The sequence below is a fragment of the Enterobacter cloacae complex sp. 418I7 genome, assembly GCF_050030705.1.
Lineage (GTDB): Bacteria > Pseudomonadota > Gammaproteobacteria > Enterobacterales > Enterobacteriaceae > Enterobacter > Enterobacter intestinihominis.
Genome location: NZ_JBLGUU010000001.1, coordinates 1,629,527 through 1,648,485 on the forward strand (window position 1 = coordinate 1,629,527; position 18,959 = coordinate 1,648,485).

The following is an 18,959-nucleotide window of genomic DNA, read 5'->3' on the forward strand; positions in this document are numbered from 1 at the left end:
TAAGTTGCCTATTTTCCTGCTAACGGATCCGTTAGTAAGAAATATCGTTGTTACTGTATGATTTTTAATGGAATTATCATGAAAAAGATATCTTATGATCGGATTTATCAATCTCAAGAATACCTCTCTCCGCTGGGCGAAATTCATCATCGCGCCCTGTTTGGCGGTTATACCCTGGCCGTGGATGAAGCGGTGTTCGCGATGGTGTCTGACGGTGAGCTTTACCTTCGCGCCTGTGAGCAAAGTGCAAAATACTGTGTAAAAAACGCCTCTTCTTTTCTGACCCTGATGAAACGAGGACGTCCTGTGCTGCTTAATTACTACCGTGTGGATGAAGGTCTGTGGCAAAACAGGGAAAAACTGCTTCAGCTCTCCTCGTTTGCGCTCGATGCCGCCAGGAAAGAGCGCTACCAGCGCCATCAGCGTAACCGGCTTAAAGATCTGCCGAACCTGACCTTTCAGATTGAGGTCCTGCTTATGGAGGCGGGCATTACTAATGAAGAGACGCTACGACAGTTGGGGGCGAAGACGAGCTGGCTGAAAATGCGCTCTAAGAATAAAGCGCTGAGTATCCGGGTATTGTTCGCGCTTGAAGGCGCGATTGAAGGGTTACATGAAGCGGCACTCCCGGCGGATATTCGCCGGGAGCTTACGGAGTGGTTTAATGCGCTGCCTGAGTCGCAGGGCCATCATTCCGCCAGGTAGCGATCTGCTGTCGCAGCCGACAAATTTCCGGCAGCAAAGCGATAAGCAGGCCAATTTGCTGAAGGACCAGCGGAGCTTTGTTGTCGGTGCCTGGATCAAGGTGTGCGATACGTTGCACCAGTTCATCCAGTGCCTGGTGAACCCGTGGCTCATCCGCAGGTTGATGATGAAGCGCATCATCAACGTAGCAAACGGCATCGTCCAGCAGTGCCAGGATGCCCGGATTCGTCAGTTTCTCTCGGTGGGCGCCAAGGGTAGAGATATAGCTGGTGAACGTGTGGTTCAGACACAGCAGGCGGAAGGCTGTCTCCCGGATTTCTGCCGTGGCGCGCGGCTCAGTTGACATATTCGAGACAACGGAAGCCAGCTCTGCATCAGTGTTATGCGCATCGCGACGAGCAATCCGATAGGCCAGACGGTTATCGCGACCCTGATGGTATTGCTCAAGTATGGCGTCCAGATAGCGGCAGTTGGCGTTCATTGCTCTGTCGGACACGCGCGGTAAATTTCGGAAACGCCAGTCAGGCCAGATAAAGCTCACCGCCGCCCAGGCTATGGCGCAGCCGATAAGCGTGTCGATCACGCGGGGGAGGGCCACTTCAAAGCCTTCACCCAGCAGATTGAAGCAGAGCAGAACCAGCAGCGTGATGAACATCGTGGCGTGGGCATACTGCACATTGCGGAAGGCGAAGAACAGTACCCCGGTAATCACAATCAGGATCAGTTGCCCTTCTACTGAAGGCACAAAATAGAGCACCGGCAGCCCGATGGCGACCCCGACTAATGTCCCGACAATACGCAGCGCGAGCCGATGGCGGGTAGCGTTATAGTTCGGCTGGCAGACAAACAGGCTGGTCAGCAGGATCCAGTAGCCGTGGTGCAATCCTGTTATCTGGATAAACGCGTAGCCGACGCACAGTACCAACGACATCCTTACCGCATGGCGAAAGAGGGCGGATTCCGGCGTAAAATGCCGGCTCAGGCGCAGCCATATATCGCTGAAACCGTTGAGACTGTCGTCGGCAAGCTGGTTGTCAGCGTCATTGCCCGGCATCGCCATCGCCTGTTCAGACTCAATGGTTGCGAGTTGAGCATCGATGGCTCTCAGGTTGTTGAGCAGGAATCCCAGGGCTTTGAACTGTTCCGGCGAAGTTCCACTGGCCTGAACGCGATCGAGCGCCGCATCCAGGTGGCTGAATGCGCGTTCAAAGCGAGGATCGTGCTGATAGGGCGTGCGCAGCAGTATTGAGCGCGCAAGTTGCTGGCAGGCCTGAGACTGCATCGACAGCAGACGCTGGAAACGGAACATCACGTCGCTGTAGCGGAATTTCTCGCGCAGGTCAGCGTATTGCACATGCGAGGAGCTGGCGCGCTCGTGAATATCCTGGGCAACAAAGTAGTAGTGCAGGGTGCGCCGGGTACCGCGCTGACCGCGATCGCCGCGCAGACGGGTGAGCAGAGACGCTTTGGTCTGATTCAGCGTGGCGACCAGTTGGCCATTTGCCAGCGCCAGATCGTACAAGGGCGCCTGGCTGTCCTCTTCGATATCCGGATCAAACAGCCGGGATTTCAGCTCCAGATAGTGGGCCAGCTGTTCGTAACTGCGGGCAATGTTGTCCTGTAAGGCACGAACCGGAAAAATAAGATGCCCGGTTAAGGTCAGCAGGTTATACCAGATAGCGCCCAATAGCAGCAGGACCGGTTGCTGATACCACTGATCGTAAAGAGAGACGCCCAGCATGGTGTAAATGGCAATCAGCAGGGCGCCAAACGCGATAGTGGCATAGCGTTGCCCGAGGCCGCCGAGCAAAATGAAGCCGCTGGTGGACACCGTCAGCCCTAAGGCAAACAGCCAGGGCCACGGGAAAAGCAGCTCAACGGAGGCGGAAGCAATAAAGAAGCAGACCAGCGTGATGACCAGATTACGCAAACGACCGGCCAGGCGGTCGTCGAGATCCGCCAGCGCGCCGGCCACCACCCCAAGCGTGAGGGGGATGGTGAGCTTCACATCATTCAGCCACCACGGCAGAGCGACGGTGCCGCAGAGGGCGATAAATATCCTGACGTTATACAGCCAGTTACTGTTCCATGTATAGCGACGAAGCAGGGGGCTTAGCATGAGAGCGGCCAGTCCTTATTACTGAAAACGACGACGGGCATTGGCTTCACGCGCGGCTTGCGCGACTTCGACCGGAACAACTCGGCGTCCTACCGGCCACAGGGCGATGGTGGCAATTTTGAAATTAGCGAGGCCAACCGGAATGCCAATAATCGTAATGCACTGGGCGATACCGGCGAAGATATGCATCAGACACAGCCACCAGCCAAAGAAGATTAGCCATAAAATATTCAGCAGCGTGCCGCCGGTATTCATCAGGGCATTTTTTCTTTCCGGCTCCAGTTCATCCACGTGCACGGCTTCATTTCCATAAGGAACGAGGGACAGTTTGGTGATTTCCCAGCAGGAGCGCGTCAGCGGAAGGGTGAAGATAAGCACGATGCTCACCAGGGTGGCAAAAAGCCAGGAAAGGGTGGTGGCAAAACCGCCAAGGACAAAATTCAACACATTCAGAACGGTACGCATAAACCCTCATTTCCTTCGATATGATTAACGCCCGGTGATTGTAACGTTTTTTTGGGCTGGAGCACCTTAAAACTGGCAGTTAAACTGTCTGACAAATTATGACCTCGTGGATCCGGCAGGATATGGAACTGAAAGCAACTTCAATGGGCAAACGCCTGGCGCAGCACCCTTACGACAAGGTTGTGCTTCTTAATGCGGGAGTGAAAGTCTCCGGTGAACGCCACGAATACCTTATTCCGTTTAATCAGCTACTGGCCATTCACTGTAAACGAGGGCTGGTATGGGGGGAGCTGGAGTTCGTTTTACCGGCAGAGAAAGTGGTGCGACTCCACGGGACCGAGTGGGCGGAAACACAACGCTTCCACCATCATCTGAACACGCGCTGGCACCAGTGGAGCCAGGAGATGAGCGTGATTGCCGCACAGGTGCTGCATCAGGTGCTGGACGATATCGCGCTAAGCAATACGCAGCAGAAGTGGCTGACGCGCCAGCAAACCGCCGGGCTTCAGCAAAAAATCACCCAGGCGCTGACGGCATTGCCTTTACCGGTGGCGCGGCTTGAGGAATTTGATAACTGTCGCGATGCGTGGCGGAAGTGTCAGGCCTGGCTTAGCGATATCGAGAAAAGCCGTCTGGCGCATAACCAGACCTGGACTGAGGCGATGCTTACGCAATATGCCGATTTCTTCAGTACGGTGGAATCATCGCCTCTCAATCCTGCCCAGGCGCGCGCAGTGGTGAATGGCGAGCACTCTTTACTGGTGCTGGCAGGCGCAGGGAGCGGCAAAACGTCGGTGCTGGTGGCGCGCGCGGGCTGGCTTCTGACAACGGGCGAGGCAGTTGCCGACCAGATTTTGCTGCTGGCTTTTGGTCGCAAGGCGGCGCAGGAGATGGATGAGCGCATTCAGGCGCGTTTGCATACCCAGGATATCTCGGCGCGCACGTTCCACTCCCTCGCTTTACACATTATTCAACAGGGCAGCAAAAAAGTCCCTGTTGTCAGCAAGCTGGAGAATGATGCTCAGGCTCGCCAGGCGCTGTTTATCAAGGCATGGCGTCAGCAGTGCAGTGAAAAAAAGGCGCAGGCGAAAGGTTGGCGTCAGTGGCTTGAAGAGGAACTCAACTGGGAGGTGCCGGAGGGCAGCTTCTGGCAGGATGAAAAGCTGGCGCGCCGGCTGGGCTCTCGTCTCGACCGGTGGGTAAGCCTGATGCGCATGCACGGCGGCTCTCAGGCGGAGATGATAGAAAGCGCACCGGAAGCGATCCGCGCCGTGTTTTCTAAGCGGGTTAAACTGATGGCGCCGATGCTGAAAGCGTGGAAAACCGCGCTGAAAGACGAAAACGCGGTCGATTTTTCCGGGCTAATCCATCAGGCCATTATCATTCTGGAGAAAGGGCGCTTCGTCAGTCCGTGGAAACACATTCTGGTGGATGAGTTTCAGGATATTTCGCCGCAGCGCGCTGCGCTGCTTTCGGCGCTGCGGGCGCAGAATAAACATACGTCGCTGTTTGCCGTGGGCGATGACTGGCAGGCTATCTACCGCTTCAGCGGGGCGCAACTTTCCCTCACGACGGCCTTCCATCACTATTTTGGGGAAGGCGATCGCAGCGATCTGGACACCACCTACCGCTTCAACTCGCGGATTGGTGAAATTGCCAACCGTTTTATTCAGCAGAACCCGCATCAGCTGTCGAAGCCGCTTAACAGCCTGACGTCGGGGGATAAAAAGGCCGTCACGCTGCTGGCGGACGATCAGCTGGAACCGCTGCTGGATAAACTGAGCGGCTATGCGAAACCGGATGAACGGATTATGGTCCTGGCGCGTTATCACCACCTCAAGCCGACGGCGCTGGAAAAAGCGGCAACGCGCTGGCCAAAACTACAGCTCGATTTTATGACCATTCACGCCAGTAAAGGGCAGCAGGCCGACTACGTAATTGTGGTGGGGCTGAAAGAGGGGAGCGACGGTTTCCCGGCACCGGCGCGGGAATCCGTGATGGAAGAGGCGTTATTGCCTGTTCCGGAAGATTTCCCGGATGCAGAGGAGCGGCGCTTACTGTACGTGGCGATAACCCGCGCGCGCCATCGCGTGTGGCTCTTGTTCAACAAAGAGGAGCCGTCGGTGTTTGTCGATATTTTGAAAAGTATTGACGTGCCGGTGGCGAGAAAGCCGTAACGCGCCGGGCAAATTCTGTAGGCCCGGTAAGCGCAGCGCCACCGGGCAAAAAACTACTTCAGTCTCTCCGCAAGATAACGCTGATAATCCGGGATCAAAATCTCCACCGGATCGTTAAACTGCGGCGATTCAATGATGAAATCTGCCGTTGAAAGATTGGTGGCTACCGGAATGTTCCATACCGTCGCCAGACGCAGCAGCGCTTTAACGTCCGGATCATGCGGAACCGCGTTCAGCGGATCCCAGAAGAATATCAGAACGTCAATTTTACCTTCCGAAATCTGAGCGCCGACCTGCTGGTCACCCCCCATCGGGCCGCTCAGCATGGCATTCACTTCCAGACCAGTTTCGCGGTGGATCAGGTTGCCGGTTGTTCCCGTGGCAGAAAGGGCATGATGCTGTAAAAGAGGCTGATGGCGACGAACCCAGTTAAGCAGCATTTGTTTACAGTGATCGTGCGCAACCAGAGCAATGTGCTTGCGCGCCGGAAGTGTGCGTGTTGTCAGTTCCATAATCTTATCCGTGAGGTTACCTCGCTACACGATGACGGGAACTGACTGATGCTGCAAGAGAAAGGACGAAAAAATGTGGCTTACGACGAAGGTTGTCGTTTCGCCCATTGCAGAAAACGGGCGCGCGTGTCCGGATCGGCATTCTGGAACCAGAATTTGAGGCGTTGCTCAGTAAGAGTCTGCGACTGAGGAGGGAGTACATCCAGCTCCGATACGCCCGAAAGCAGGGTACTGTCATCCGCCATCATGGTGGCGAACTGGGGCAGGGAGGCGCGCCTGCTGGCTCTGTTATAGATCTCCGTGTCCGCTTCGTAATCTGTTCCTTTTGGCCTTTTTGTCAGCGCCAGGATATCCAGCTTTACCGGGATGGGCATAGAATCCCCGTCCACCAGCTCAATGCGCGGTGAGGCATCAAATGCCAGTGACTCTTTTTCTGTCTCAAAGTGCGGGAGACGAAAATTGACCTGGCTGATGCGTTGGGTATTAAAGCTGACCACCAGCGGAGGCGAAATGTACACCTGCTGTTCGTTGTCGGCGAGGCGAATCGTCTTTTCAACCCGAAAAACCACCTGATGCGGGCCATTATCCAGCTCGATGCTGTCTGCGCCCCGCAGCAGGGAGCTGGAGACTTTTTTCCCGTCCAGCACCAGCAGGTCAATGTCGGTTGAGAGTCTGAGGGTGGTTGCGAAAACACAAACCGGCATGATTAACGCAACCACAGCCCAGGCAATGCCGGTTTTCATAGCAGACTCCTGTAGACAAACTACCTGGTAAGAATGTATCAAAATTTTTCGATAAACACGTTTACTAACATATAGACATATTCTGCCGTTTTGCCCTCATACTTCTGTATGGGATGCGTGGTTGAGATGTCTGCTTTGACGTACACTTTGAAAAAAACCAGGAGGAACAGCATGAAAGAGAACGACATTGTCGAGATTCTGACGTCCACGCGCACTATCGCGCTGGTCGGCGCGAGCGATAAACCGGATCGCCCAAGCTATCGGGTCATGAAATACCTTCTGGACCAGGGATATCACGTGATCCCGGTCTCGCCGAAGGTGGCGGGGAAAACGCTGCTGGGTCAGCAGGGCTATGCGACGCTCGCGGACGTGCCGGAAAAGGTGGATATGGTGGACGTTTTCCGTAATTCAGAGGCGGCCTGGGGCGTGGCGCAGGAGGCGATTGCCATCGGCGCGAAAACGCTGTGGATGCAGCTGGGCGTGATTAATGAGCAGGCGGCCGTGCTGGCACGCGATGCCGGGCTGAAGGTGGTGATGGATCGCTGTCCGGCAATCGACATCCCCCGTCTGGGGCTGGCAAAATAAAAAAAGCCCGCTTGACGGGCTTTTTTACACCTTTAGTTACGCAGTCTTGGCGCCTGTAACTGTTTGCGGATGGTCTGAGCAAGCTCGTCCATAGTGGGTTGTTCCGGATGCTCATCCTGTAGTTCACCACTCAGCTGCGCTTCGGCAAGATAGGTATGGACAGGCTGACCATCGTCGCCCTCCATAACCACATGATACCAGGGCGCGGCGCGAAGCTCTGCGTCAACGGCCAGATCGTCTGCTGACGGTTCATCAAGGGAATACTCCGGGTCGATATCCACGACCACACCCAAATATCCAAGCAAGGTGTGGCGGACCTGCTGGCCGATACCGAATTTGCTGGCAATCATAGTCACCTCCCGGGAAACATTACATACACACTATGTGCGGGCAATATTTCTCTTTTCAAGTTACATGACGCGACAGGCAAACCCTTTCAGATACAGCCCTTCCGGGTAGGTAGCGATCACCGGGTGATCGGCGGCCTGACGGAACTGCTCTATAAATTGTACATCACGACCCGCATCTATTGCGGCATCGGCGATGATTTTTTGGAATAAATCTGTCGTCATCAGGCCAGAGCAGGAGAACGTCAGCAGAACGCCGCCCGGGTTCAGCAGCTGGATCGCCAGCATGTTGATGTCTTTATAGCCACGGCAGGCGCCCATCAGCTGGCTTTTATTTTCTACAAACTTCGGCGGGTCCATCACGATAACGTCAAATTTCTCGCCCTGGTCGCGGTATTTACGCAGCAGTTTGAACACGTCGTCGCGCACAAACTCCGCTTTGCTCAGATCCAGCTTGTTCAGCTCAACGTTCTGTTTCGCCACATCCAGCGCTTCCTGTGAGGTGTCGACGCTCACAACCTGGGCACAGCCGCCCATCAGGGCAGAGACCGCAAAGCCGCCGGTATAGGAGAAGCAGTTCAGCACGCGCTTATCGGCAACGTACTGGCGCGTTGCCAGACGGCTGTCACGCTGGTCGAGGTAATAACCGGTCTTATGGCCGCCCTGGATATCCACCAGCAACTTCATGCCGTGCTCCTCGATAGGCAGCAGGGCAGGCGGCAGTTCGCCGGTGACCGGGCCCTGGGTCAGCTCCATGCCCTCTTTTTTACGTACCGCCACGTCGCTGCGGTCGTAAATGGCACATTCCGGGAACAGGGTTTGCAGGGCGCTAATTAGCGCAGCACGCTGGTATTCCGCCCCGGCGCTCAGCAGCTGCAACACCAGGAAATTGCCGAAGCGGTCAATGGTCACGCCCGGCAGCCCGTCGGATTCACCGGCAATCAGACGATAGCTGTCCAGCCCGTCACGCTTTGCCAGCCACGCGCGCCACTGCTGCGCCTGTTGCAGACGACGGACAAAGAAGTCGATTTCGATGGCTTCTTCTTTATCGAACGTCCAGACGCGCGCGCGGATCTGAGATGCAGGCGAGTATGCGCCGCGTGCTAACCATTTCCCCTGATGGTCAACAATATCGATGGTTTCACCGAGGCTGGCTTTACCTTCCATGCGGGCAACCGCGCCGGAAAAGACCCAGGGATGGCGGCGCAGTAATGACTTCTCGCGCCCTTTGGCTAACACTAAACGTACACTCATAATTTGCTATTCTGTCGATTCCAATGAAATGGCCGCCATTTTCCCGACTTCAGCGAGGAAATGCAACGCGCCAGTCGGATAAGGAGAAGGATGATGTCAAATGTATGCACCATTGCCTGGGTCCATGGCCTTGTACAGGGCGTCGGATTCCGCTACAGCACCCAGCGCGAAGCCCTTCAGCTCGGACTGACGGGGTATGCGCGTAACATGGATGATGGCAGCGTGGAGGTTGTGGCCTGCGGTGAGGCGGATCGGGTAGAGAAGCTGGTGGCGTGGCTGAAAGCGGGCGGACCGCGCAGCGCGCGGGTTGATAAGGTGCTAACGGAACCGCATCAACCCGGCCGGGAATACGCTGACTTCAGTATTCGCTATTAAATGCATTTTACCGGCTTTGGCAGGCCGGCAATTTTTGTCGCCTGTTTAGCCGGGCCTTTCGGAAACAGGCGATACAGATAACGGCTGTTGCCTTTCTCTTCGCCAAATTTATTCGCCATGGCTTTGACCAGCATGCGGATAGCCGGAGAGGTGTTGAATTCGAGGTAGAATTCGCGCACAAAGCGCACCACTTCCCAGTGTTCCGGGGAGAGGGTAATTCCTTCGTTTTCCGCAATTTTCTCCGCCAGCGCTTCGCTCCACTGGCTGCTCTCTTTCAGATAACCGTCATTATCGGTTTCGATCTCTTTGCCTTCAAAACTCAACATATTCATTCACGCGTTAGTCAAAAACCGCCTCAGTCTACCAAAAAAACAAAGCCCCGCATAAGCGGGGCTTTGTTCACAGCACGGTGAGTTAATCGCGGCTGGCGAAGCCCAGGATACTCAGCAGGCTGACAAAAATATTGTACAGCGACACATACAGGCTCACGGTGGCGCGGATATAGTTCGTCTCACCGCCGTGAATGATGTTGCTGGTTTCATACAGGATTGCGCCGGATGAAATCAGGATAAACACCGCGCTGATTGCCAGATGCAGAGCAGGCAATTGCAGGAAGATGTTCGCCAGCATACCGACCAGCACAATCACGATACCCGCCATCAGCATACCGCCGAGGAAGGACATGTCCTTACGGGTGGTCAGCACGTAGGCCGAGCAGCAGAAAAACACCAGCGCGGTACCGCCCAGCGCCATACCAATCACGTCGCCCATTCCGGCAGACAGATAGGCGTTCAGGATTGGCCCCAGGATGTAGCCCAGGAAGCCGGTGAAGGCGAAAGCGGAGAGAATACCCACCGGTTTATCCGCGGTTTTATAGGTCAGGAACATCAGACCATACATACCCACCAGCGTCAGGATCAGGCCCGGAGAAGGCAGCATCAGTACGGTGCTGGCCGTCGCGGTGATCGCCGAAAACGCCAGCGTCAGGCTGAGCATGAAATAGGTATTGCGCAGCACCTTATGGGTGCTGAGTAGCGATGTGCGGTCGCGTGAAGAAGTAATTATACGATCCATGAGTCACTCTCTTATGACAGATGTAATTAGCGCAAAGAATAGGAAACGGCGCGGCAGACGCAAAGTGGTTTTACCCATCTTTACTCAGCCCCTTAGGGATTATGCTGGTTTTTTATTCTGGTAAAGCCTTTGTACTCAGAATGAAGTGCGGTATGCAAGGCGTATTCAGATCAACCTCTTATAGGTCACTGAAAAATATTGCGTTATTTCCCTAAGGCCGCTAAGAGTTATTTCCGGATCGTCATAAAAACAGACAATAAGGCGAAGGAAATGAAACCACAAACACGCATGCACTTTACGCTCTCTTTGTTAACCGCAGGGGTCCTGTGCGCCAGCACGGCAACCTGGGCGGCTAACGTGCCAGCAGGAACCCAGCTGGCAGATAAGCAGGAACTGGTCAGGAACAACGGCAGTGAACCCGCCTCGCTCGACCCGCATAAAGTCGAAAGCGATGTCGAATTCAATATTATCAGCGATTTATTCGACGGGCTGGTCAGCGTCTCTCCGGCAGGTGAAATTCAGCCGCGCCTGGCGGAGAAATGGGAAAATAAAGATAACACCGTCTGGACTTTCCATCTGCGCCCGGGCATAACCTGGAGCGATGGCACCCCCATCACCGCGGAAGATATTGTCTGGAGCTGGCAGCGACTGGTCGACCCGAAAACCGTCTCTCCGTATGCCAGCTATCCCGGCAGTATGCGTATCGTCAACGGCACTGATATCGCAGAAGGCAAAAAAGCACCCGAGTCGCTGGGCGTGAAAGCCATCAATGACACCACGCTGGAAGTTACGCTCACCCAGCCAAATGCTGCTTTCCTGGCGATGCTGGCTCACCCGTCTCTGGTGCCGATAGATAAAGTCCTGGTAGGTCGTTTCGGTGATAAGTGGACCAAACCGGAGCACTTCGTCAGCAGCGGGGCCTATAAACTGTCACAGTGGGTGGTGAACGAACGCATTGTGGCGGTGCGAAACCCGAAATACTGGGATAACGAACATACCGTCATCAACAAGGTGACCTATCTGCCCATTTCCTCCGAAGCCGCTGACGTCAACCGCTACAAAGCGGGCGAAATCGACATCGCCTACACGGTGCCGATCAACCAGTTTGCTCAGCTGAAGAAAACGCTGGGGAACGAGCTGGACGTATCGCCGCAGCTTGCCACCTATTATTACGAATTCAACACCACCCGGCCGCCGTTCAGCGACGCCCGCGTGCGTAAGGCGCTGAATCTGGCGCTGGATAAAGATATTATCGCCGGGAAAGTTTTAGGGCAGGGGCAACGCCCGGCATGGCTCATCAGCCAGCCGGATATTGGCGGCGTCAAGTTACAGAACCCTGATTACGCCAGCTGGCCGATGGATAAACGCATTGCCGAGGCGAAAAAACTGCTGGCCGAAGCCGGATTTAACGACAGCCATCCGCTCAGCTTTAATCTCCTCTATAACACCTCGGAATCGCACCAGCGTATTGCGATTGCCGCCAGCTCGATGTGGAAGAAGAACCTCGGCGTAGAGGCGAAGCTGCAAAACCAGGAGTGGAAAACCATGCTTGATACCATGCACACCCATAACTTTGACGCGGTGCGCTACGCCTGGATCGCTGATTACGATGACGCCGCAACCTTCCTGAATAACTTCCGTACCGGTGACAGCCAAAACACCACTCAGTACAGCAATCCGGAATACGATCTGGCTCTGGTGAATGCGGCGAAGGCGAAAACGGCGGAGGAGCGCGGTAAGTTCTACCAGCAGGCAGAAGATCTGCTGGGGCGCGATGTGCCGGCGATCCCTGTCTATCACTACGTGCGCACGCACCTGGTGAAACCGTGGGTAGGGGGCTTCACGCCGGATAAGCTTGGCTACTACTACACCAAAGATATGTACATCAAAAAGCACTAACGATCCGCGGTGGATATTATGCTGGTAAAACGGCCAATCTGTTGTCTATTCAACCGATTAAACGCATTTTGGCTATTTTTAAAGCGAACGAATGCGCGCACCCTTTACAGCGCGCGGTGAGGTGTTTATAGTTCGCCTCACTTAGGAAGCGTGGCCGAGCGGTTGAAGGCACCGGTCTTGAAAACCGGCGACCCGAAAGGGTTCTAGAGTTCGAATCTCTACGCTTCCGCCAAATTCGAAACCCCTGCGATAGCAATATCGCAGGGGTTTTTGCTTTTGTTCTGGCTCTCCGCCATGTTACCCATGTTATAGCTTATCGTGATCCCGGCGTCGGCCTTACAGACCTGAGCTTTTACGCACCAGGTATCCGCGATGTTCGAGGGCGTCAGCACCGCTTCGGGCGCACCCGTGGCTGCGATCTGCCCGGCCTTCAGGAGGATCAGACGCTGGCAATAATTGGCCGCAAGATTGAGATCGTGCAGTGCAACCACCACCGTAAGCGGCAGCTGTGAAACGAGCCGCATCAGGTCCAGCTGGTGCTGAATGTCCAGGTGGTTTGTCGGTTCATCGAGCAACAGCACCTGCGGCTGCTGGGCCAGCGCGCGGGCTATCTGACTTCGCTGTCGTTCTCCGCCTGACAAAGAGTGCCATCGCCGCTGGCGTAAGCTGCATAACTGCATCAGGCCAATCGCCTGTTCAACCGCAGCCTCATCGTCGCGCGTGGTTCTCTGGAATGTTTTCCGGTAGGGCGTACGCCCCAGCCTGACCATATCCTCAACGGTCAGTTCCCCGTCGACCTCAGCATGTTGCGGGACAAACGCCATGTGCTGCGCCCGTATTTTCAGCGGCATCAAGCCAAGCGTTGTGCCATTAAGCGCAACACATTCGCTGTGTCGTGGAAACAGCCCGGCGAGGCAGCGCAGCAGCGTGGACTTGCCTGAGCCGTTTGGCCCTAACAGGCCGACAATCTGCCCGGATGGCAGGTCGAGATCGATATCCTTAAGCACCGTCTGCGCCTGTCGGGTTACGGTTAACCCGGCCACTGTTATATTCATGGATGCTCCTTTCGGTTTTGATAAAGCAACGCCACAAAGACGGGGGCGCCCACCAGCGCAGTCACCACCCCGATGGGCAGAACCTGGTGCACGATCAGCGTGCGTGAGACGATATCGGCAAGGATCATAAAGTGGGCGCCGATGAGAAACGTCAGCGGGATCGAGCGGCGATGGCCCGGCCCGCATAGCATGCGCGTCACATGGGGAATGACCAGCCCGACAAACCCCACTGCGCCTGTGGCGCTCACCAACGTGGCGGTGACAACGGCACAGGTCAGCAATAAGACAATACGCACGGCGGTAACCGGGATCCCCAGCGTGGTGGAGACCTCATCCCCGAAGGTGAAGGTGTCCAGCGCCCGGGAAAAGAGCAATACCACCAGTAAACCCGCAAGCGTAACGGCCAGCGCCAGCAGCGCGTCAGGCCAGCGCACGCCGCTCAGACTCCCCATCAGCCAGAACATGACGCTACGGGACTGCTCGGCATTGGCGGACGTGCTGACGACGTACGCGGTCATGGCGTTGAAGAGCTGGGTGCCCGCAATACCGGCCAGCAAAATGCGCGACGGGCTTTCACTCATCCCGTTTGTAATCACCATGATGAGCGCAAAGGCGGCGCAGGAGCCGACAAACGCACCGCTGCTCACGCCAATCACGCTTCCCCCCATGCCGAGAAGCATCACGCAGACGGCCCCCAGCGAGGCGCCCGCGGAAATCCCCAGCAGATAAGGCTCAGCCAGAGGGTTACGCAGGATCGACTGTAACACCAGCCCGCACAGCGCCAGGCCACCGCCGCTGCACGCGGCCATCACTGCCCGGCTCATGCGATATTGCCAGACGATACCCTCCTCCGTTTGTGGCAACGCATAAGAGGTCAAACCCAGTCCGTTGAGGATCGCTTTCCCGGTACTGGCATACGACACCGGCATATCACCGATACTGGCGGCAAAAACCAGCATTAGCGGCAGCGCCATGACGCCTGCTGCCAGTAAACCTTGCTGGCGGCGGTCAAAAGCGAAATGACTCATTGTTCATCCTGGAAAGAAGCCAGCCGATCGCTGATAAGCTCAACCGCATCGACGTTACGTAATGAAGGGTTTAACGACATTGCCGGCACCACAATAATGTGGTTGTTCCTGACCGCAGGCATGTTCTTCGTCACCGGGTCATTACGCAAGAATGCTTTTTTTACTTCAACGTCATCGGCAGGGTAGAGCCTGCGGGACATCCCGGCGATAACAATCACGTCCGGCTGCGACTGGGCAATATGTTCCCAGGTTACAGCCGGCCATTCGTCATGAGAGTCAATAATGTTCTTCAACCCCAGCGTGCGGCTGATCCAGCCAGGCGCGCCGTAATTCCCCGCCACCCAGGGATCGCCATTCAGACGGCTACTTGAGAACCAGAATACGACGCGAAGCGGTTTCGCTGAGACGCGCGCCTGGGCCTTTTTGATACGTTCCGTCAGCGTATGATTAAGCTGCTCACCTCGCGCGGAAACATCAAATATCGTCGCCAGATCTGTCACTTCCCGTGTGATTTCGGCCAGCGAAAACGGCGCGCTGCGTGCTCCGTCTGCGTTTGACTTTTCCGTCACCGCTTTATCCGTGCAGTCGGCAGGAGAGATCCACGTATTAATCCCCAGCGAGGCAAACTGCTCACGGGTTCCCACTTCTCCCTGCGGACCAATGTGCCAGTGATACTGCGCGAGAACGAGCTCAGGTTTCTGTCCCACCACGGCTTCAAAGGAGGGGGAATTATCTGCAAGCCGGGGGATATTTTTCCCGGCATCTGCCAGCGGATCCGGGAGCTTGCCGAACCAGACCGACGTTGCGGCGATCTTTTTCTCCAGCCCCAGTGCGAGCAGTAATTCTGTTTCATGCTGTCCCACGGTCACGACGCGCTGAGGAGCCTGCGCAAAGGTCTGCTTTACGCCGCAATTTTCAATCGTGAGGGGCCATGAGGTTGCTGAGAAAGCGGCAGGCGCCGTGGAGAGCAATAAAGCCAGAAATAACCCTTTTTTAAGTAACATAGAACACAATCCCAAATTGTTATGTTATAACATAATACATATATTGTGATTGAGAGCAACACGCTCACCGTCGCTTGTTGCAGAAACGAAAGGCTGGACTATTCTCAACATACCCACCTGGCATTCGCGGGTTGCCTGAAAAACAACAAGATTTCTGATCTGGGGTAGTGAGGATGAAAAAGATCCTGCTCGCGTTTGCGTTCTGTTTTGCCTCCCTGAGCGCCTTCTCATCGTATGCCGCTGAGCCCCGCCAGGCGCCTTCTGAGCAGGAGCGCGCCCGGACGGTCTATATCTTTCATCAGCCGATCGTCATGCTTCAGGCGAAATTTGGCCTGACCACGCCGGAGGAGCGCGTTTTACGCATCCGCAACACCCTGCGCAATTTTACCGAGGCGGACGTGCGTGAGCCGCTCACTATCGTCCCCGTGACCCGCTATAACCAGCAGGGGCGGCTGATCGTGATGAACGGTAAGCCCGTGATGCTGCTGACGGAAGGGGATTTGGACGAAGGGGACGATCTCACCCTCGATCAGGCCGCGCAGCGCGTGCTGGCGCGCATGGAAGCGCAGAGAATGGCGCTGCGCGATCAATACGATACCGGCTGGCTGGCGCTGTCGACGGTAAAAGCTGCCGCTGGCCTGCTGGCGCTTTTGCTGCTCTGCTATGGCGCCTGGCGATCCTGGCGCTGGTTTCGACGCGTCTACCGTCTGCGTATTGTGGAGAATCGCAGCCGGGTGCCGCAAAGCTGGCGGCGGTACATTGGCGCCATTGAGATTCGGCTTTACGCCTTGCTGATGTTCCTGTTGGGTTTAATCGGCTTTTACGTCTGGCTGAGCTGGGCATTCAGTCTGTTTCCGTGGACGCGGGTGTGGGGCACGTCGCTGGGAGACTGGTCGCTTCGCGTGGTGCAGCAAATTGCCCTGGCGATTGTCTCGGCTTTGCCGGGGCTGACGATTGTTCTGATCATTTTCCTCATTACCGCTTTTATTCTGAAGCTTCTGAGGATGGTGCTGAATCAGGTGGAGGCTGGTCGTCTGCAACTTCCCGGCGTACATCCGGAAACCGTGGGGGCAACCCGTAAGCTCATTTCCGTCGCCGTCTGGCTATTTGCTCTCTCCGCTGCCTGGCCGTTTCTGCCCGGCGCAAACTCACTGGCGTTTAAAGGTATTAGCGTCTTCTTCGGCCTGATGTTAACGCTGGGTTCGGCAGGGGTGATGAACCATGCCATGAGCGGTCTGGTCCTGATTTACTCCCGCGCACTGCGTAAAGGCGATGTCATTCGGGTGGCGGATAACGAAGGTAAGGTCAGTGAAATAGGCATGCTGGCGACCAAAATTATTACCCGGGAAAATTATGTCGTTACCGTGCCCAATGCGGTGGTGGTGAGCGGTAAGATCACCAACCTTAGCGCGCTACAGCCCGATGGCAGACTCAATCTGACGGTCAGCGTCACTATCGGTTATGACACCCCATGGCGTCAGGTGCATGCCATGCTGGAGCTGGCCGCGAAACGGGCAAAAGGGATTGATCTTTCTGAGCCGCCGCTGGTGCGCCAGTTAGGGTTAATGGACTGGTATATCGCCTACGAGTTGCAGGTTCGTCTGCTGCCCGACCAGTCCCTCGCGGTTGCCCGCAATGAACTGCATAGCCAGATACAGGATGTGTTTAACGAATTTAACGTGCAGATCATGTCTCCGAATTTTGTTATGCAGCCAGAGGGCAGCGTAATGGTTGCCAAAGAGAACTGGTATACCGCGCCCGCCAAACCCCCTCAGGGCTAAACCTGAGGCCCCGGTTTTCTCGAGGTAAGGCAAAAGATCACAGTTTCTGATCGACAATCGCCGATTTTATACGGGTCATCGCCAGAATGTTTTTTGAACGCATATTCAATTTCTCGAGGATCCTCACGCGGTAGGTGCTGGTCGTTTTTTGTGACAGTTGCAGCTTTTTCGCGATTTCATGATTTTCCATATGGAAAAGCTTTAGCACGTCATATTCGCGTCGGGTAAAGGAGTGTGTCCTGAGCGCCCGATAAAAACGCATCAGCTGCTGAAAAGGGTGAGCAGTAAAATGCATCGACGAATAGATAATATTATCAATTCTCACCGCGCTGTTGGCTTCTATCTCATGCATCAGGACTATGTAATCACGCTTGACTTTTTTGACCTGCTGAATGGTTTTATTGCGTAACTTATCCTGTTCAATCGCAATGATAAAATCCAGCTCGGGATCGACCTCATAAAGATGGTGAATATCCTCCTCATCGCGAATCAAATGGGTAGATGTCAGTGAGCTTGAGACACCGTGGCAAAGGTAATAGTTATCGCTGATAAAAATAAAATTCATAATTAATGGGCAGGGTTTTAGATAAAATTCATTAAAAATCTAAGAGGCTTAATCTGTAGTATTTTCTGCCAGACAGCGGCGAGGTCGACGACCCCGGCCATCGACAGCAGAACCAGAATAATCAGCAGCGTAGATAGCGTTATCGCAAACATAAAACGCGTAATTTTTTTCTGCATTTTTTGCTGATGCGTTACCCGCTGGTCCTCTTTTTCATACTCGACCATGGTGGTAATAGCCTGGCCCTGCACGTAGTACACCTTACCCTCTTCGCTGAGATCGCCCGTGATCACGAGCGACTCAAGTAAGAGCGCGATTTTTCTGCTAAACGACTCATTTTTGATATGTTTATACCAAAGTGTGCCGTAAAGCATGGCGATCACTTCCCGCTGGGTGAAACCAGACGAAACGCGCGAAGGGCGCTGGTTGACGTAGTCGGTCACCAGCAGCCTGAGCAAGTTGTAACGGTCCCGGCTGATGGTTTCTGAATCAGATTTCAGGCCAGAAATACAGCGCCCTTTCAGACGAGCCAGGGCCGTTTTTAAGGTGATGATTTTCGTATAATGGTCAAAGGCAAACGGGATAATGCCTTTGTAAGCCTGAAACCCATTGCGCTTATAGTGAATGATTTCAGCCTGCATTTCGCTGATATCTTCCACGCTCATACTGACATCTTCGCTTTTATGCATCGGGCAGAGCACAACGTTGCTGCTTTCGTGCTTCTTCAGAATATAACGCGTATTGTCGGCATCTTTTAAGTACACCAGAAAATAGTCATGCGGGTTGTTTTTTTGCGCACCGTTCTGGATCAGCCACGGCAGAAATTTACGCCAGAGAATAAGTCTGTAGTTATCGGTATCGAATAATTTCATGGAAAATCTCTTATCGCAGTGACCTGCGTGAATAGGGTCTTACAAGGGCATATTGAGGTGGTAATGTTGCACGGATAAGCTGCGGTGTATGAAAAAGAGTCTAGATCACAAACTTTCATTCTAATAAGTTTATGTGATGTAAAAATAAATGTTTACATTTTAGCCAGCCGATGACGAAGAAGTGATCGGAGCGGAAGGGAATGACGCAAGAAGCTCAACGTAATGCAATTTCCTGCTTTACATCATGCTCAGAGATGTTTATAGTGCGCCTCACTTTGGAAGCGTGGCCGAGCGGTTGAAGGCACCGGTCTTGAAAACCGGCGACCCGAAAGGGTTCTAGAGTTCGAATCTCTACGCTTCCGCCAAATTCGAAAACCCTGCGATAGCAATATCGCAGGGTTT

General features: G+C 54.6%; 19 protein-coding genes and 2 tRNA genes. 8 read left to right on the forward strand and 13 right to left on the reverse strand.

Annotation, left to right across the window (positions count from 1 at the left end; genetic code table 11):
- Nucleotides 1-78: 78 nt before the first annotated feature.
- A complete protein-coding gene (locus ACQG0S_RS07685) occupies nt 79-705 on the forward strand; it encodes a TfoX/Sxy family DNA transformation protein (RefSeq protein WP_023299743.1) in 627 nt (208 codons plus the stop codon).
- On the opposite strand, the gene yccS is transcribed toward ACQG0S_RS07685, so the two are convergent.
- Nucleotides 662-2,824: a YccS family putative transporter gene (gene yccS / locus ACQG0S_RS07690; RefSeq protein WP_023299744.1), complete on the reverse strand. Its 2,163-nt coding sequence runs from the start codon at nt 2,822-2,824 to the stop codon at nt 662-664. The two genes, ACQG0S_RS07685 and yccS, sit on opposite strands and share 44 nt — an antisense overlap.
- A gap of 18 nt (nt 2,825-2,842) precedes the next feature.
- Nucleotides 2,843-3,289, reverse strand: a complete 447-nt coding sequence (locus ACQG0S_RS07695; RefSeq protein WP_022647660.1) for a YccF domain-containing protein — start codon at nt 3,287-3,289, stop codon at nt 2,843-2,845.
- A 122-nt stretch (nt 3,290-3,411) separates the two neighbouring features.
- Between ACQG0S_RS07695 and helD the strand changes: the two genes are divergently transcribed.
- The gene (helD, locus tag ACQG0S_RS07700; protein ID WP_048965560.1) at nt 3,412-5,466 is read left to right on the forward strand and encodes a DNA helicase IV; all 2,055 of its coding nucleotides are present in this window, start codon (nt 3,412-3,414) and stop codon (nt 5,464-5,466) included.
- 53 nt (nt 5,467-5,519) lie between these two features.
- On the opposite strand, the gene mgsA is transcribed toward helD, so the two are convergent.
- Both mgsA and csgI read right to left on the reverse strand, forming a co-directional pair.
- Nucleotides 5,520-5,978, reverse strand: a complete 459-nt coding sequence (gene mgsA / locus ACQG0S_RS07705; protein WP_003858146.1) for a methylglyoxal synthase — start codon at nt 5,976-5,978, stop codon at nt 5,520-5,522.
- Nucleotides 5,979-6,058: 80 nt separating this feature from the next.
- A complete protein-coding gene (gene csgI / locus ACQG0S_RS07710; RefSeq protein ID WP_045308867.1) occupies nt 6,059-6,721 on the reverse strand; it encodes a curli synthesis inhibitor in 663 nt (220 codons plus the stop codon).
- A gap of 171 nt (nt 6,722-6,892) precedes the next feature.
- Between csgI and ACQG0S_RS07715 the strand changes: the two genes are divergently transcribed.
- Nucleotides 6,893-7,306 (forward strand): CoA-binding protein, encoded by a 414-nt coding sequence (locus ACQG0S_RS07715; RefSeq protein WP_006809337.1) that lies wholly within the window; start codon nt 6,893-6,895, stop codon nt 7,304-7,306.
- Nucleotides 7,307-7,338: 32 nt separating this feature from the next.
- On the opposite strand, the gene hspQ is transcribed toward ACQG0S_RS07715, so the two are convergent.
- Complete coding sequence (hspQ, locus tag ACQG0S_RS07720) at nt 7,339-7,656, reverse strand: heat shock protein HspQ (RefSeq protein WP_003858136.1); 318 nt, start codon at nt 7,654-7,656, stop codon at nt 7,339-7,341.
- 60 nt (nt 7,657-7,716) lie between these two features.
- Complete coding sequence (gene rlmI / locus ACQG0S_RS07725) at nt 7,717-8,907, reverse strand: 23S rRNA (cytosine(1962)-C(5))-methyltransferase RlmI (protein ID WP_063137578.1); 1,191 nt, start codon at nt 8,905-8,907, stop codon at nt 7,717-7,719.
- A gap of 93 nt (nt 8,908-9,000) precedes the next feature.
- Between rlmI and yccX the strand changes: the two genes are divergently transcribed.
- Nucleotides 9,001-9,282, forward strand: coding sequence for an acylphosphatase (gene yccX, locus ACQG0S_RS07730; protein WP_003858131.1), 282 nt, complete (start codon nt 9,001-9,003; stop codon nt 9,280-9,282).
- Here the strand turns inward: yccX and tusE are convergent.
- Together tusE and yccA are read right to left on the reverse strand one after the other, a co-directional pair.
- Nucleotides 9,279-9,608, reverse strand: coding sequence for a sulfurtransferase TusE (gene tusE, locus ACQG0S_RS07735; protein WP_003858129.1), 330 nt, complete (start codon nt 9,606-9,608; stop codon nt 9,279-9,281). The genes yccX and tusE overlap by 4 nt on opposite strands.
- Nucleotides 9,609-9,696: 88 nt before the next feature.
- Nucleotides 9,697-10,356: an FtsH protease modulator YccA gene (yccA, locus tag ACQG0S_RS07740; RefSeq protein ID WP_003858127.1), complete on the reverse strand. Its 660-nt coding sequence runs from the start codon at nt 10,354-10,356 to the stop codon at nt 9,697-9,699.
- 270 nt (nt 10,357-10,626) lie between these two features.
- Between yccA and ACQG0S_RS07745 the strand changes: the two genes are divergently transcribed.
- Both ACQG0S_RS07745 and ACQG0S_RS07750 read left to right on the forward strand, forming a co-directional pair.
- Nucleotides 10,627-12,255, forward strand: a complete 1,629-nt coding sequence (locus tag ACQG0S_RS07745) for an ABC transporter substrate-binding protein (protein WP_038415792.1) — start codon at nt 10,627-10,629, stop codon at nt 12,253-12,255.
- Between the two features lie 144 nt (nt 12,256-12,399).
- Nucleotides 12,400-12,487 (forward strand) — tRNA-Ser (locus tag ACQG0S_RS07750).
- Here ACQG0S_RS07750 and ACQG0S_RS07755 read toward each other — a convergent pair.
- Genes ACQG0S_RS07755 through ACQG0S_RS07765 form a run of 3 tightly spaced genes read right to left on the reverse strand, consistent with a single transcriptional unit; the run spans nt 12,474 to nt 15,342 of the window.
- The gene (locus ACQG0S_RS07755) at nt 12,474-13,310 is read right to left on the reverse strand and encodes an ABC transporter ATP-binding protein (RefSeq protein WP_237764894.1); all 837 of its coding nucleotides are present in this window, start codon (nt 13,308-13,310) and stop codon (nt 12,474-12,476) included. The two genes, ACQG0S_RS07750 and ACQG0S_RS07755, sit on opposite strands and share 14 nt — an antisense overlap.
- The gene (locus ACQG0S_RS07760; RefSeq protein ID WP_038415793.1) at nt 13,307-14,338 is read right to left on the reverse strand and encodes a FecCD family ABC transporter permease; all 1,032 of its coding nucleotides are present in this window, start codon (nt 14,336-14,338) and stop codon (nt 13,307-13,309) included. Before ACQG0S_RS07760 ends, ACQG0S_RS07755 begins: the two co-directional genes overlap by 4 nt.
- Nucleotides 14,335-15,342, reverse strand: coding sequence for an ABC transporter substrate-binding protein (locus ACQG0S_RS07765; RefSeq protein ID WP_048965530.1), 1,008 nt, complete (start codon nt 15,340-15,342; stop codon nt 14,335-14,337). The genes ACQG0S_RS07760 and ACQG0S_RS07765 overlap by 4 nt, the downstream gene beginning before the upstream one ends.
- Before the next feature lie 173 nt (nt 15,343-15,515).
- Here ACQG0S_RS07765 and ACQG0S_RS07770 point away from each other — a divergent pair, with 173 nt between their 5' ends.
- Complete coding sequence (locus tag ACQG0S_RS07770; protein ID WP_048965531.1) at nt 15,516-17,123, forward strand: mechanosensitive ion channel family protein; 1,608 nt, start codon at nt 15,516-15,518, stop codon at nt 17,121-17,123.
- Nucleotides 17,124-17,160: 37 nt separating this feature from the next.
- Here ACQG0S_RS07770 and ACQG0S_RS07775 read toward each other — a convergent pair whose 3' ends face one another.
- Nucleotides 17,161-17,688, reverse strand: a complete 528-nt coding sequence (locus ACQG0S_RS07775) for a helix-turn-helix domain-containing protein (RefSeq protein ID WP_023305829.1) — start codon at nt 17,686-17,688, stop codon at nt 17,161-17,163.
- A gap of 17 nt (nt 17,689-17,705) precedes the next feature.
- Nucleotides 17,706-18,557, reverse strand: a complete 852-nt coding sequence (locus ACQG0S_RS07780; protein ID WP_023299756.1) for a hypothetical protein — start codon at nt 18,555-18,557, stop codon at nt 17,706-17,708.
- A 277-nt stretch (nt 18,558-18,834) separates the two neighbouring features.
- Here ACQG0S_RS07780 and ACQG0S_RS07785 point away from each other — a divergent pair.
- Nucleotides 18,835-18,922, forward strand: a tRNA-Ser gene (locus ACQG0S_RS07785).
- Nucleotides 18,923-18,959 lie beyond the last annotated feature (37 nt).